Here is a 14,187-nt window from a genome sequence, read left to right on the forward strand (position 1 = left end):
TCCAGGCGGATACCGCATGTCGAACAGATCATCCAATGAGCAACGCCGCGAGCTTGGGATCTTCCTGTCCAGCCGCCGGGCGCGTCTGACCCCGGCTGACTTCGGCCTGCCGCCAGGGCCCCGGAGGACCCCAGGGCTTCGTAGAGAAGAGGTGGCATTGCTCGCCGGGGTCAGTGTCAGCTGGTACACATGGCTTGAACAGGGACGCGATATCAAGCCCTCGACCGCAGCACTGCAACGGCTGTCGAAAGTGTTCAATCTCGACAACGTGGAGTCTGCGCATTTACTGGCTTTGGGAGCACGCACAGCGCGCCCGGTCTCGCTGAGCGGCGAGGTAAGCACCGGTCTGAAATTGCTGGTTCGCGAGATGGATCCGATACCGGCTTATGTTCGCAACACACGGTTGGACATCCTCGCCTGGAATGACGCCATCGCTCAATTGTTTGTCGATTATGGATCGCTGCAACCTGACGAGCGCAATACGTTGCGCCTTTTATTCCTCTATCAGCCTTACCGCACGGTGATCCTGGACTGGGAGAACATGGCGCGAGGCATGATCTCGACCTTCCGTGCAGCCCGTGCTCAGGCCGATGACAAGGCGCCTTTCGATAGTCTGGTGAATGAACTCAATGCACTGAGCCCCGAGTTCCGCGACTGGTGGCCGGATACGGATGTGAAGGGGTTCGATGAAGGCTGTAAACGCCTCTTGCATCCCAAGGCAGGGCATATCGAGTTTACGTACATAGCGCTGACCCCGCATGGCCGCCCGGATCTTTCGCTGGTGACTTATATCCCGCGGCCCGTTGACTGTGAGTCTCGGTCATAGGTTCACAAGGCACCTTCTTGGGGCCGCAGGTGTTGCATAAGCTCTACGGCTTGGGCAGAGCGCTCCGCAACGGGCAAGACGATCGGCTCGGCCGGCGTACGGACATTAACAATGTGCCGCGACCGAAAGCTGAAAGAGTCGGACCGCCGGATCCTGCCTTTATCAACCCAGCCTGGAAAGAGCACATCCTATGTATACACCCGATAAAAGCCCGGTTTTTCAACCTGTCACCTTAGCTGGTCTACACCTGAAAAACCGTATTGTCATGGCCCCGATGACACGCAGCAGATCTGACGATGATGGGGTCCCTGCGCACTACGCTGCCGACTATTATTCGCAGCGCGCCGGGGCCGGCCTGATCATCACCGAAGCGACGAATATTTCCGCTCAGGCCCGTGGTTATCCACGAACACCGGGTATCTGGTGCGACACGCAAGTGGCCGCCTGGAAACGCATCACCGATGCAGTGCATCGCCAGGATGGGAAGATTTTCCTGCAACTGTGGCACACCGGTCGCATGTCGCATCCCGATATGCAGGGTGGCGAACTTCCGGTGGCACCTTCGGCCGTGAAGCCGGCTGGTCAGATCCGGGTACACGATGGAATGAAGGATTTTGTCACCCCGCGGGCCTTGATGGCCGACGAGATAGGGCTGATCGTGGAGGACTATCGTCGCGCCGCAGTGAATGCGCAAATAGCAGGCTTTGACGGTGTCGAGGTGCATTGTGCGAACAATTACTTGCTGGAGCAATTCATCCGTGACAGTACCAACCAACGCACTGACCAATATGGGGGCACGCTTGATAATCGCTTGAAGTTTCCCCTGGAGGTCATCAACGCGGTGATCGGGGTATGGGGAGCGGATCGCGTCGGTGTCCGAATTTCTCCTATTACCACGACGCCGGGTGACACCCCGCTTGATAGCGACACGATGAACACGTACGGCACTTTTCTGGACGAGTTATCCACTCTGGGATTGCTTTACGTCCACGACATTGAAGGCATCACGCAAATGAGTCGCGAGGAGTCTGGTGGGGTGAGCTTTGAACAGTTGCGCAAGCGTTTTCAGGGCGCCTACATAGCCAACAATCAGTACACGCTGGCCTTGGCCGAACGAGCCTTGTCCCAGGGCAATACCGACCTGGTCAGTCTGGGGCGGCCGTTCATCGCCAATCCCGACCTCGTCGACAGACTCCGCGCCGGCGCGCCACTGGCAGAAGCTCCCAAGGAGTATTGGTATGGCGGTGACGCTACCGGGTATTCGGATTGGCCTGGCATGCGATAGGCCATCAACGCTCGAGGATCGCGCCAGCGATCCTCGTCCGGCGATCAATCAGCAGATTCGCCCGTGCGTGGAGGCAATGCCCAGGCGGACCTGATCCCGGACTTCATGCAGAGGCTTGCGCTCGCAAAGGCCAGACGGCGCCACGAGACAGAAAGCGCTCGGTAAACATCTCTTCATAAGATAATGCGGCAATCAGAACGTTCTCATCGGCCCCCCGTGCACCAATGAACTGCAGTCCGACTGGCAAGCCCATACGTGTGCGGCCGCAGGGGGCGGAGCAGGCGGGTTGCTGGCTGAGGTTAATGGGAAAGGTGAATGAGGCCCACTCGATCCAACTCGTATAGCCGAGGGCGACGGGGACATCGGCTCCCGCTTCAAACGGCGCGATGGCGACCGTCGGCGATACCACAAGGTCATATTGGGCTAGAAGCGCATCCATCTTCGCGCCATAGTGTGCCCTTGCCACTTGCGATCTTGCATGGTCCACCGCACTGAGTTCCCGCCCAAGCGCAGCCGCCGCAAGCAGGCCGGGGTCACATTGGGCCTGCGCGTTTTCGTCGATCCCGGCGATTCGCGCCGCGGCCCCCACATACCAATGACTTTTGAACATCTCTGGCAAGGCGTCCTGGTCTGGAAGGCGAATCGGTTCTACGACTGCGCCCGCCTGGGCCAGCGCATTGATTGTGGAACGTACGATTGCGGCGACTTCATGATTCACAGGCCCGATGCAGGGCATTTCCCAATACCCGATCTTCACGCCCTTCCAGTCGAATGGGCTGGCACGGATGCCTGAAAAGGCCGTCGGTGGTTGGCTCCAGTCGCGCAAGCTGCGGCCGCTGAGGATGTCGAGCATGACTATCACGTCGCCGACGGTTCTGGCCATTGGCGCAACGTGGGCCAGGGTTCCAAACGTACTGGCGGGGTGCGACGGTACGCGGCCAAACGTGGGCTTGTGTCCAACCACGCCGCAAAAAGAGGCGGGAATGCGGATTGATCCTCCACCATCGGTGCCGAGATGGAGCACGCCCGCTCCCGTTGCCGCTGCAATCGCGGCGCCTCCTGAAGAACCGCCCGCGGTCTTGGATGGATTCCAGGGGTTGCGTGAAATGCCGTTGCGCGGGCTGTCCGTCACTCCCTTCCATCCAAACTCAGGCGTGGTCGTCAAGCCTAGAATGACCGCGCCAGCAGCTCGCAACCGTTGAACTGAAGGCGCATCCTCCATGGCGGACGAACGGCCAGCAGAAAGACTGCCATAGCGAACATCCAGGCCTTCGCACGCGATGAGGTCTTTGACCGTGATCGGTATCCCATCGATGGCAGACAGTTGCTGCCCACGACTCCAGCGTACTTGCGCCGCTTTCGCCGCCGTCAGTGCACCGTCGTGATCAATGACCGTAAATGCGTTAAGCGTAGAATTGATGCTTTCAGCTCGCGCCAGGCACGCCGCTGTGACCTCGACCGGGGATACGTCTGCGCTGGCAAACGCGGCACAGAGATCGCTCGCTGACGCCTCGCACAGCTCAGACAGGGGTTGCGAGAAATTTCTCATAGGTCTTCAACTATTCCAGCCAAAAGCGCCACGCCGTGAGCGAAGCGCAGTGCGGGTTTCAGGTTTAACGGGCTGCGTCGCGGTGGGTATTCGCTGCGGGCAGGGAGGGCGTTGCGAGGTTTGCCGATACGTTACTGGCATCAATTTCGCTGAGGTCGACGCCGGCCGTTTCGCGGATCAGAAATCCTGCGGCAACCGCAACAAGTCCCAGGCTCATGACGTAGTAGCTATAGACATGTTCCAAGCCAATGCCCGCCAGGTAAGTATTGAGGTAAGGGGCGGTACCACCGAACACGGCAACCGAGACCGACGAGACGAAACCTACGCCCTGGGCGCGTGCCTGGGTTGGTACTTGTTCCGACAACACCGCTGGGAAAATCGAGGCAATCAGTGACCACGCGCCGAGACCGATCACCTGCGCCCAAAACAGCGTATGGGGTTCGGTAGTGACCATGATGGAGATCGGATACGTCAACAACACCACCAGAATGCCCCACGCGACAATCACCGGTTTGCGGCCGATCCGGTCCGATAACATTCCGCAGATCGGTAACCAGATCGCACAAAGAATCATGGCAAACAGACTGGCGCGATAGGCGCCCACGGGGTCCATGCCCCGAGTGATGGCAGTCGCCGGGGCGAAAGTTACCCAGGTGTAATAGGTCAGATTGGCTGAGCAGTTGAGCATCACCAGATTACGTGCAATACGGAAAAGTTCGCCCCGTGACAATTTTCGACTGACTTGGGATTTCTCTTCCTGCGCTGTAAAGACGTGCGACTCCTCAACATTGCGACGCATGAAAAGTACATAGATACCGAGCACTCCGCCGATCCCGAAACCGATACGCCAGCCATAATCATTCATCGCGTCTGGGCCGAGCATTGACGTTAACGCAGCCGCAACGATCGTCGCGGCGATGACGCCAACAATGACACCCAGATAAATCGAACTGGACCATAGACCGCGATGCTCTTTGGGAGCTATTTCAGCGACATAGGTGTACGACACCCCTGTCTCGCCGCCGTGGGCAATCCCTTGCAACAGCCGAAAGAACATCAGTGCAATTGAAGCGAGCAAACCGATATCGCCGTAACTTGGAATCAGGGCGATGCCAATGCTGCTCAGTGCCAGAAGCGACATGGTGATCAGCATGATCTTCTGTCGCCCCAGTCGGTCTGCCAGTCGGCCGAATATCAGCCCACCCACCGGCCGCGCAAAAAAACCGACTGCAAACACCGCAAGCGTCGAAAGCATGGCAGAGCGCGCATCGGTTTTATCAAAAAGATTTCGGGCCAGATACACCGAAAACGTCGCATAGAGCGTCCAGTCGAACCATTCAAGCGCATTGCCAAGCCCTACAGCGCGTAAGGATCTGATGCGCCCGCGATAGGGATTCAAATCAACCATGCCTGTTCTCCAAAATTGTTTTTATCAGGAACGGCGACCAGGCTCGTCTGGTCGCCAGTTCATTAGAGGAGTAAATGCTTGTGGTGTCAATGCATGATTCATCGTGTCATTAGATGATACGATCAAGCTTTAGAAGCCCATTTCTGGTAGTTACGCCGGGGACGCGGAGTGGGTATAAATATCGGGATACGAGCTCACCCTATTGGGTGATCTCGATGACTGCGCAGCTGTGGGACCATCCTGGTAGTTATTTGACCGAGTCTTCGCCATGGACGACGACCGGCTTTCTTCTGCGCAATCTTAGCGTGGCTTGACTGCGGCAGAAACCAAGCCACGGTCGTTCAAGTTGTCGAGCAGGGCGCGATAACCCATCTGCCATGCGGGAGCGCGGTCACTGGTGGTGACCCGGTTGACCAGTGTGCCGAACTTGGCGCTGCTGATGGCTACCAGATCACCCTCTTTATGGGTAAAGCCTGCGCCGGGCAGGTCGCGGTCCTGCTTGGGCGCAAACAGGGTGCCGAGAAACAGCACAAAGCCGTCCGGGTACTGATGATTCTCGTTAAGTGTTTGAGCAACCAGGTCCAACGGGTCGCGGCTGATCTGGTTCATGGAACTGCTGCCGTCCATGACGAAACCATCCTCGCCGACCACACGCAGTGCGACTTCTGCCGAGCGCACGTCTTCAATGCTGAAGGATTCATCGAACAGCCGGATAAAAGGCCCCAGCGCGGTCGACGCATTGTTGTCCTTGGCTTTGGACAGCAACAACGCGCTGCGTCCTTCGAAATCGCGAAGGTTGACGTCATTGCCCAGCGTAGCACCCTGGACCTTGCCGCGACTGGAAACCGCCAAAACCACTTCAGGCTCGGGGTTGTTCCAACCGGATTTGGGGTGGATGCCCACGTGTGATCCGTAACCCACCGCTGACAAAGGCTGGGCCTTGGTGAATATCTCCGCATCCGGGCCAATCCCCACTTCGAGATACTGCGACCACATGCCTTGGCTGATCAGCACTTCCTTGAGCGCGGCGGCCTGGGAAGAGCCCGGTACGATTTCTCCGAGGTCAGCACCGATGCTCTCAACCAGCGTTGCGCGAATGCTGTCGGCCTTGGCCGGATCGCCCTTGGCCTGCTCTTCGACCACTCGCTCAAGCATGCTGGTGGCGAAGGTAACGCCGGCCGCTTTCACAGCTTGCAAGTCGATCGGAGCCAACAGCCAAGGCCGTGTTTCGTCGCGAATGGATGCATCACTGTTGGTCAGTAATGCGTCAAAGCTGATCAATGGCTCCTCCAGCGATAAGCTGCGCAAGTAGGTCACGGGATCATCCAGCTCAAGCAGCGCCGAAACGGTCGCCACCCGAGCACTGATGTCATAGATCTGCGCGTCTCTGAGCAACACGACGGCGGGCCCTGCAGCGACACCGGGCACCCAGGCGCGGCTGATCCAGGTGCCTTGCGCCAGGTCCTGAGCCGGTACGTTCAACGCCGACAATGTCGTTACAGCGGATGGTTGGGGCATGGGTATTACCTTCTGTAAAAGGACAAATCAATGGGAATGGCGTGGATCGCCGCTGCGTGCGATGACACGCAGGTGCAGGGTCGCAGGCTCCAGGCAGCCACCGGTCGAGAGCTGGCCAACCTGCTGTCGGTAGATTTCCTGCCACGGCGTCTGCGAGGCTGGGATGGATGGCTTGAACGCCGCTTGTCGGCGTGCTATTTCGCTTTCATCCACCAGCAGGTCGACCCGGCGCGCATTGAGGTCGACGCGCAGACGGTCATTGGTTTGCAGCAAACCTATGCCGCCGCCCACGGCGGCTTCAGGCGACATGTTGAGAATCGAGGGGCTGGCCGAAGTCCCGCTCTGACGTCCATCACCCAGGCAGGGTAGGGAGTCGACGCCGCGTTTGATCAGCGCTGCGGGCGGCGCCATGTTGACCACTTCGGCGCTGCCCGGATAACCCACGGTGCCGCAGCCCCGGATGACCAGAATGCAGCGTTCGTCGATGTCCAGCGCAGGGTCGTTGATTCGGGCTTGATAGTCCTCCGGGCCTTCGAAAACGATGGCGCGGGCTTCGAAACTGTCCTCTGCACCAGGCTCGGACAGGTAGGTTTTACGAAATGCTTCTCCCACCACCGACATCTTCATGATGGCGCTGTCGAAAAAGTTGCCGCTCAACACGATAAACCCGGCGCGTTGGATCAAGGGGTCTTCATACGCATGGATCACATCCGTATCGCTGGCGGCGCTGTTGCTGACGATCTCGCCAATGGTCCTGCCCGACACCGTGGCGCACGCTTCATGCAACCGGCCGGCATTCTTCAGTTCATGCATTACCGCAGGCACACCGCCGGCGCGGTGGAAGCCTTCGCCGAGGTATTTGCCGGCCGGCATGCAATTGACCAGCAAAGGCACGTCTTCGCCGACGCGTTGCCAGTCTTCCAGGCTTAAGTCGATGCCGGTGTGCCGCGCGATAGCGATGAGGTGCGGCGGGCAATTGGTCGAGGCACCCAGTGCCGACGCCACGGCGATGGCGTTCTCGAAGGCGTCGCGGGTCATGATGTGCGAAGGCCGGATATCCTGACGCACCATGTCGACAATGCGCTTGCCCGTGGCATAGGCCATCTGACCGCGCTCACGATAGGCCGCCGGAATACTCGCGCAACCCGGCAGCGACATGCCCAGCGCTTCGGCCAGCGCATTCATCGACAGCGCAGTGCCCATGGTGTTGCAATGACCGATCGAGGGGGAGGCCGCGGTGGTCATCTCCATGAAGCCTTCGTAGTCGATTTCACCGCTGGCCAGCAGGTTGCGCGCATGCCACAGCACGGTGCCGGAGCCAATCAACTGGCCCTTGTGGTGCCCGTCGAGCATGGGGCCGCCCGACAATACGATCGCCGGGATATCCACCGTCGCCGCCGCCATGAGGCAGGCCGGCGTGGTCTTGTCGCAGCCCGTAGTCAGCACCACGCCATCCAGCGGGTAGCCGTGTAGAATCTCGACCAGGCCGAGGTAAGCCAGGTTGCGATCCAGTGCCGCAGTGGGACGCCGGGTTTGTTCGGCCATCGGGTGCACGGGGAACTCCATCGGAATCCCCCCGGCATCGCGAATGCCCGCCTTGGTGCGCTGCGACAGTTCGAGGTGGTGGCGGTTGCACGGCGCAAGATCGCTACCGGTCTGGGCGATACCGATGATGGGGCGGCCCGATTGCAACTCCTCGCGCGTCATACCGTAATTCATGAAGCGTTCAACGTAGAGCGCGGTCATGTCGGCATGACTGGGATCGTCAAACCATTGTTGACTTCGCAGAGGCTGAGGAGTGTTTTCAGGCATGGTTTTATCTCTTGTTGTAAGCAAATCGATAGAAGTGAACACCCGCAGGGCGGTGAAGAAGTCAGCATCGCCACGTGTTCGAATGCCTTTATGTTACCGGTAACATCGTTTTTGTAAAGGCCCAATCGATACTCGAGCGGGCGCTTTCCTCAGGGTGTAACGAGCAGAGGTAGGCCAGTGGGTGCCTATGTATAATCAGCGCCCATCCGTGTTAGTGGCGTTGATTCCCAGGGTCCGCCGGTCATTTTCAGGAAAACAGGACGTTCATGAGTTACGAGGATTCAGGCAAAACCAACCCGCCGCCGCGTATGGCCGATGTCGCCAAGCTGGCCGGTGTTTCGAAGATGACGGTTTCCCGGGTCCTGGCCGGTCGCGATGTGTCGGAGCGCACGCAGAAGCTCGTCCATGAAGCGATTGAAACACTCGGCTATTTGCCTGATGCCTCTGCAGGGACGCTGGCCACCGGGCGCTCCGAATTCATCGTGGCGTTGGTGCCTTCCTTGGCCAGCTCCAACTTTGCCGACACCGTGCGCGGCCTGAATGACGCCGTCAGCGAACACGGCCTGTGCCTGCTGCTGGGGGACACGGATTACCACTTGGAGCAAGAGGCCTTGCTGGTGCGTACGCTGCTGCGGCATCGGCCGGTGGGGGTGATGTTGACGGGCAGCGCGCATCTGGACGAAACCCGCAGGCTGCTGCGCCAGGCGCAAGTGCCGGTTGTCGAGACATGGGACATTCCAGACGATCCTATCGAGCAATCGGTCGGGTTCAGCAACGTCGCCGCGGCGGCGGCACTTTACGAGCATCTGTACCAGCAAGGTTATCGGCGCATAGGCTACATCGGCGGGGCGTCGGTACTCGACCACCGTGGGCAGCAACGTCAGCAAGGCTACCTTCAGGCCGTCGCGGCGTCGGGGGCAGGGGAGCCGAGGGTGATGGAGTATGGCGAGTCGCCCATCACCATGAGCCATGGCGGGGAGTCGGTGAAGCGGCTGCTGGAAAAGTGGCCCGACACCGAGGCGGTGATGTGCGTCAGTGACCTGTCGGCGTTCGGAGCGATCATGGAGTGCCATCGACAAGGACGCCGCGTGCCCGAGGACATCGCGGTCGCAGGGTTCGGTGATTTCGAAGTCTCACGCTACTGCACGCCGTCCATCACCACCGTCTCGGTCGATCCTTATCGAATCGGCCGGCGCGCCGGTGAATTGCTGGTGGCCAGCGCGGCTGCGCAACGCCTTGGGCGGCCCCGCCCGCAGGTGTCCGATGTCGTCGAATTCAAAATCATAGCGCGCGAAAGCAGCTGAATTTTTTAATCGGGCCCGCTTGCGCTGCCTCGAAATTAATGGCTAAACTGGAAATGTTACCGGTAACAATCCACTTGCAGATTCCTTTTCCTGTCGATTGACTCAAATCAGCCCAGGGAACTCTAGGTCGCAAGCCAAAATAAAAACAATCGGCATGACGACATGCCTTGAGGTCTACAGATGGAATCAGTTTCTCAGCGTTCTCTCGAAAGAGAGGGCTCGGCGGCGCTTACCTCCGAGGACCGCACTTACCGCAAAGTCATCCTGCGTATCCTGCCAATCCTGCTGTTTTGCTACATGGCGGCGTACCTGGACAGGGTGAATATCGGCTTTGCCAAGCTGGACATGCTTAACGATCTGCAATTCAGCAACACCGTCTACGCACTGGGCGCGAGCATTTTCTTCTGGGGTTATTTCCTCTTCGAAGTCCCCAGCAATCTATTGCTGCATCGCTTTGGCGCGCGCCTCTGGATCGCCCGCATCATGATCAGTTGGGGCATTGTCTCCATGGCGGTGGCGTTCACCGTACCGCTGGCCAGGTTCTTTCACATCGAATCGGAAACCATGTTTTACGTGCTGCGCTTTCTGCTGGGGATATGCGAAGCCGGCTTTTTTCCAGGGGTGATTCTCTACCTCAACTACTGGTTTCCGACGCACCGGCAGAGCCGGGTGATGGCGGGCTTCCTGATGGCCATGCCGATCAGCCTGACGTTGGGCGGGGTTTTGTCCGGCTGGTTGATGGGGGCGATGCGGGGTGTCCACGGCATGGCCGGCTGGCAGTGGATGCTCATTATCGAAGGCATTCCATCGCTGATCATGGCCGTTGTCGTGGTGACGTTGCTGGTCGATAAGATCGACAACGCCAAGTGGCTGACGAGCGCCGAAAAGAACATGCTCAAAAACAACCTCGATCGGGAAAACACCACCAAGGCGTCGAGCCTTCGGGATGTGATCTTCAATGGTCGAGTGTGGTTGTTGGTGTTGATTCTGCTGACGTTCAACACCGGCTTTTACGGGCTGGCATTTTGGATGCCGACGATCATCAAGTCCACGGGGGTGTCCAATACCCTGCACATCGGTTTGCTGACGGCGATCCCGTACTCCATTGCCATTGTGGCCATGACCCTGAATGCCTGGCACTCCAACAAAACCGGCGAACGCCGACTGCATGCGGCCATTCCAGCGTTCATCGGTGGGGTAGGGCTGATTTTCAGCGCGGTCTTTGCCCATAACCTGCCAGTGTCGATTTTCTTCCTCAGCATCTCCGCATCAGGGTTACTGAGCCTGATGCCGATTTTCTGGACTTTGCCGGGTACGGTTTTATCGGGTGTGGCAGCTGCGGCCGGCATCGGCATGATCAACGCGATCGGCAATCTCTCCGGGTTCACCGGGTCCATGATCACGGCCATGGCGGAAACGCTGACAGGCGACATAAACAACGGCACCTATGTGTTAGGTGGCTGCCTGCTCATCAGCTGTGTGCTGATCCTGTTGATTCCCAAATCGATGCTTTCCAAACGCATCGAGAGCTGATTGACGGTCGATTGCGCATCGCCATTCGGACGGCAGCACGGTGCACCTGCATTGGTGGGACAGCGCTGAGGATCGAGGCTCGGCGGTGATGGAGATCTTTCGCCTTGAAGGTGACCACATCGTCGAGCACTGGGACGTGATGCAGCCCATCCTTGCCGACCCGACCAACGCCAACACGATGTTCTGATCCTGAACGGCAGGATAGATTTTTACTTCTCTGAAATTTCGATTTTCACTTCCGGGGACCGTGGAGGGTTGATTGGGATATGCCTGTCTTGATACAGGATTTAACAAGTGGGCGATGTCAGATGTTCATAAGACGCTCCCCAGCGCACTGCACTTGGCTCAATAGCTCAAAACGAATGCGATTGTTCATCGAGTTATGTTCATGGACGAGATTTTCCGCTCGTCTGGTCGATCCGAACTAGCGAATTCGAACCGTGAAGATTGAACTGGCGCGGCATCACTTTGTAGAAGGTGGCGTCAGTGACCTGATTGAAATTCGCGAAGGCGATGCACTCGACAGCCTTGCCAGCAACCTGCCGCGGACGGTCGATCTGTTGCTGCTCGATGGCGCCAAGGCGTTGTATGGCGACGTATTGAGTCTGGTTGAAAAACACCTGCGCCCCGGTGCACTGGTGATCGCCGACAACACTGACTATTGCCCGGAATACCTGGCTCACGTGCGCTCGCCGCAGAACGGTTATCTCAGCGTGCCGTTCGGCGATGACATCGAAGTATCGATGCGTCTGGGCTGAGTCATCACCTCGCCGGGCCTCGGGCGGCGACCCGGCGTCGCCTCAGCGCGAACGATCAGATCGCTGCCCTGGCGGGGCGGACAGCCTCAACCAGTTGAAGGTAGTTGCCCAGCATCGCCAGGCCTTGCTGGGTCATCACTGACTCGGGATGAAACTGCACGCCATAGATCGGCAATTCCCGGTGCCTCAGCGCCATGATCTCTCCCGGGTTGCCGTCGTCATCCAGCGCATGTGCCGTTGCGATCAACGGGTCGGGCAGGGTGCCTGCCACCAACGAGTGATACCGGGCGACTTGCAATCCGTCGGGCAGGCCGTTGAACAAGTCGCGACTGTCGTGACGGATACGCGACACTTTCCCATGCAGGACCTGGCGGGCCCTGCGCACCTCACCGCCAAAAGCGGCGGTTATACACTGATGACCCAGGCAGATGCCCAGGATCGGCAAGCGGCCCGCAAAGTGCTGGATGGCTGCAAGAGAAATGCCCGCTTCGGCCGGAGAGCAAGGCCCGGGCGAGATAATCAGCGATTGCGGGGCCAGGTCTTCGATTTCTGCCAGGGTGATTTCATCGTTACGACGCACTTCAATATCAGCCCCGAGCATTCCCAGGTATTGCACACGTTGTAGGTGAAAGAGTCGTAATTATCGATCATTAAATGCATACGCCACCTCCTGGTGTTGTGCGAGTGCTTCACACCGCCCGGCTGCAACCCGGATCAACTGACTTTTCTCCATGGTTTCCTGCCACTCGCGTTCGGCGACCGAGTCCTGCACCACGCCGGCACCAGCCTGAACATAGAGGCGAGCGTCGTGCAGCAGGGCGGTTCGGATCGCAATCGCCAGGTCGGCCCGGCCGTTCCAGTCCAGGTACCCGATGGCCCCGCCATAGACTCCGCGAGAATGCGGTTCCAGTTCGGCAATGATCTCAAGCGCCCGCACTTTCGACGCCCCGCTCAGGGTGCCAGCCGGGAAAATGCTTTTGAGCAGCTCCAGGCCACTGACATGGTCAGGTATCTGGCCGGTCACCGTCGAAACGATGTGCATGACATGGGAAAACAGTTCCACATTCAGCAATTGGGTCACGTGCACGCTGCCCACGCTGGCCAAGCGGCCGAGGTCATTACGCGACAGATCGACGAGCATCATGTGCTCGGCAATTTCCTTCGGATCAGCGAGCAACTCCTCCTTCAGGCGATGGTCTTCGGCCACCGCATTGCCCCGGCGACGCGTGCCTGCCATGGGCCGGGTCGTGACCGTTTGCGCTTCCTGTCGAAACAACATTTCGGGTGATGCGCCGACCACCTGGCAGTCGCTAAGGTTGAGCAGGTAGCGGTAGGGCGTGTCACATAAGTCATACAGGGAGCGATAAAACGCGACGGCGTCTTCCTCGAAAGGAAGGCTCATGCGTTGGGATAAAACGACCTGCATCACATCGCCTGCAGCGATGTAGTCCTTGATACGTGCCACGGCCTCAACGAACGCCGGCTGCGGGAAGGCCGACTGAGCGCCAAGCGGAGTCACTTCAGTCAATTGCACGCAAGGCGCGGGCGCAACGAGCAGTGGACGCAAATGCGCAACCATCCGGTTCAGCCGATCCAGCCCGTGCTGATAATCACCCAGCGCCTTCGGGCATTCATGCACGATGCAAAAGGCCAGACGCTTGCGATGGTCCAGCACGATCAGGTCGGTGCTGATCAATTGCAGTACGTCAGGGAGATCAAAACCTGAGGGTTTGCGCGGGACTCGACGCAGACGAGGCTCGATCAGGCGAGTCGTTTCGAAACCGAAATAGCCGAAGAATCCTCCGCTGAATGGCGGAAGACCTGGGCAGGACGGGATACGAAAGTCCTTTTGTACCCGAGCCAGTTCTGCCAGCGGATCGCCGCATTCAGTCCTGATGGACAGTTCGCCGTCGCGATAAAGGCGCAGGCCCCCTTCATCAAGCTCGATACGCTGACTGCAAGGCAGGCCGATCACCGAGTACGTCTGCTCGAACACACCTTCCTGGTAATGCCCGGTTTCAAACAGGTAGTCCTGCCCGCAGTTGGCTAGTACCTCGTACAGTGAAATGGCTTCGACTCCGGGCGGCAACAGCAAGCTCTGCCAAATCGGGACATGGGAATAACCCGCTTCGCCGTAGGCAAAAAAGTCTTCCAGACTCAACATACTCGTGTCTCCTGTGAATCACGCCGCAAC

10 protein-coding genes and 2 pseudogenes are annotated in these 14,187 nt (G+C 58.7%); 6 read left to right on the forward strand and 6 right to left on the reverse strand.

The genetic code is table 11. The features are described 5' to 3' along the window. Nucleotides 1-16: 16 nt before the first annotated feature. Both C4J90_RS13650 and C4J90_RS13655 read left to right on the forward strand, forming a co-directional pair. Nucleotides 17-826, forward strand: coding sequence for a helix-turn-helix transcriptional regulator (locus C4J90_RS13650; protein WP_124420045.1), 810 nt, complete (start codon nt 17-19; stop codon nt 824-826). Between the two features lie 190 nt (nt 827-1,016). After that, nucleotides 1,017-2,111, forward strand: coding sequence for an alkene reductase (locus C4J90_RS13655; protein ID WP_124420046.1), 1,095 nt, complete (start codon nt 1,017-1,019; stop codon nt 2,109-2,111). A gap of 103 nt (nt 2,112-2,214) precedes the next feature. On the opposite strand, the gene C4J90_RS13660 is transcribed toward C4J90_RS13655, so the two are convergent. From C4J90_RS13660 to C4J90_RS13675, 4 genes are all read right to left on the reverse strand, one after another. Then, nucleotides 2,215-3,660 (reverse strand): amidase, encoded by a 1,446-nt coding sequence (locus C4J90_RS13660; RefSeq protein WP_124420047.1) that lies wholly within the window; start codon nt 3,658-3,660, stop codon nt 2,215-2,217. A gap of 64 nt (nt 3,661-3,724) precedes the next feature. Next, nucleotides 3,725-5,068, reverse strand: a complete 1,344-nt coding sequence (locus C4J90_RS13665) for an MFS transporter (protein ID WP_124362905.1) — start codon at nt 5,066-5,068, stop codon at nt 3,725-3,727. A 300-nt stretch (nt 5,069-5,368) separates the two neighbouring features. Then, nucleotides 5,369-6,586 carry a fumarylacetoacetate hydrolase family protein gene (locus tag C4J90_RS13670; protein WP_124420048.1) on the reverse strand — a complete coding sequence of 406 codons (1,218 nt, stop codon included), beginning with the start codon at nt 6,584-6,586 and terminating at the stop codon, nt 5,369-5,371. Between the two features lie 27 nt (nt 6,587-6,613). Continuing rightward, nucleotides 6,614-8,398, reverse strand: coding sequence for an IlvD/Edd family dehydratase (locus C4J90_RS13675; protein ID WP_124420049.1), 1,785 nt, complete (start codon nt 8,396-8,398; stop codon nt 6,614-6,616). Between the two features lie 266 nt (nt 8,399-8,664). Between C4J90_RS13675 and C4J90_RS13680 the strand changes: the two genes are divergently transcribed. The 4 genes and pseudogenes from C4J90_RS13680 to C4J90_RS13690 all read left to right on the forward strand — a co-directional run. Next, nucleotides 8,665-9,702, forward strand: coding sequence for a LacI family DNA-binding transcriptional regulator (locus tag C4J90_RS13680; protein ID WP_124420050.1), 1,038 nt, complete (start codon nt 8,665-8,667; stop codon nt 9,700-9,702). Nucleotides 9,703-9,882: 180 nt separating this feature from the next. Continuing rightward, nucleotides 9,883-11,235, forward strand: coding sequence for an MFS transporter (locus tag C4J90_RS13685; protein ID WP_124420051.1), 1,353 nt, complete (start codon nt 9,883-9,885; stop codon nt 11,233-11,235). 40 nt (nt 11,236-11,275) lie between these two features. Continuing rightward, nucleotides 11,276-11,422: a hypothetical protein gene (locus C4J90_RS26900; protein WP_164488018.1), complete on the forward strand. Its 147-nt coding sequence runs from the start codon at nt 11,276-11,278 to the stop codon at nt 11,420-11,422. Between the two features lie 239 nt (nt 11,423-11,661). Then, nucleotides 11,662-11,993, forward strand: a pseudogene (locus C4J90_RS13690) (O-methyltransferase); the annotation flags it as partial. 55 nt (nt 11,994-12,048) lie between these two features. On the opposite strand, the pseudogene C4J90_RS13695 reads toward C4J90_RS13690, so the two are convergent. Together C4J90_RS13695 and C4J90_RS13700 are read right to left on the reverse strand one after the other, a co-directional pair. After that, nucleotides 12,049-12,653 (reverse strand): annotated as a pseudogene (locus C4J90_RS13695) (aminodeoxychorismate/anthranilate synthase component II). Further along, entirely contained in the window at nt 12,634-14,157 is a 1,524-nt protein-coding gene (locus tag C4J90_RS13700; protein WP_124420053.1) for an anthranilate synthase component I family protein, read from the reverse strand. Before C4J90_RS13700 ends, C4J90_RS13695 begins: the two are co-directional and overlap by 20 nt. Nucleotides 14,158-14,187: the final 30 nt, after the last annotated feature.

Origin of the sequence: Pseudomonas sp. R2-60-08W (genome assembly GCF_003852335.1) — a bacterium.
Lineage (GTDB): Bacteria > Pseudomonadota > Gammaproteobacteria > Pseudomonadales > Pseudomonadaceae > Aquipseudomonas.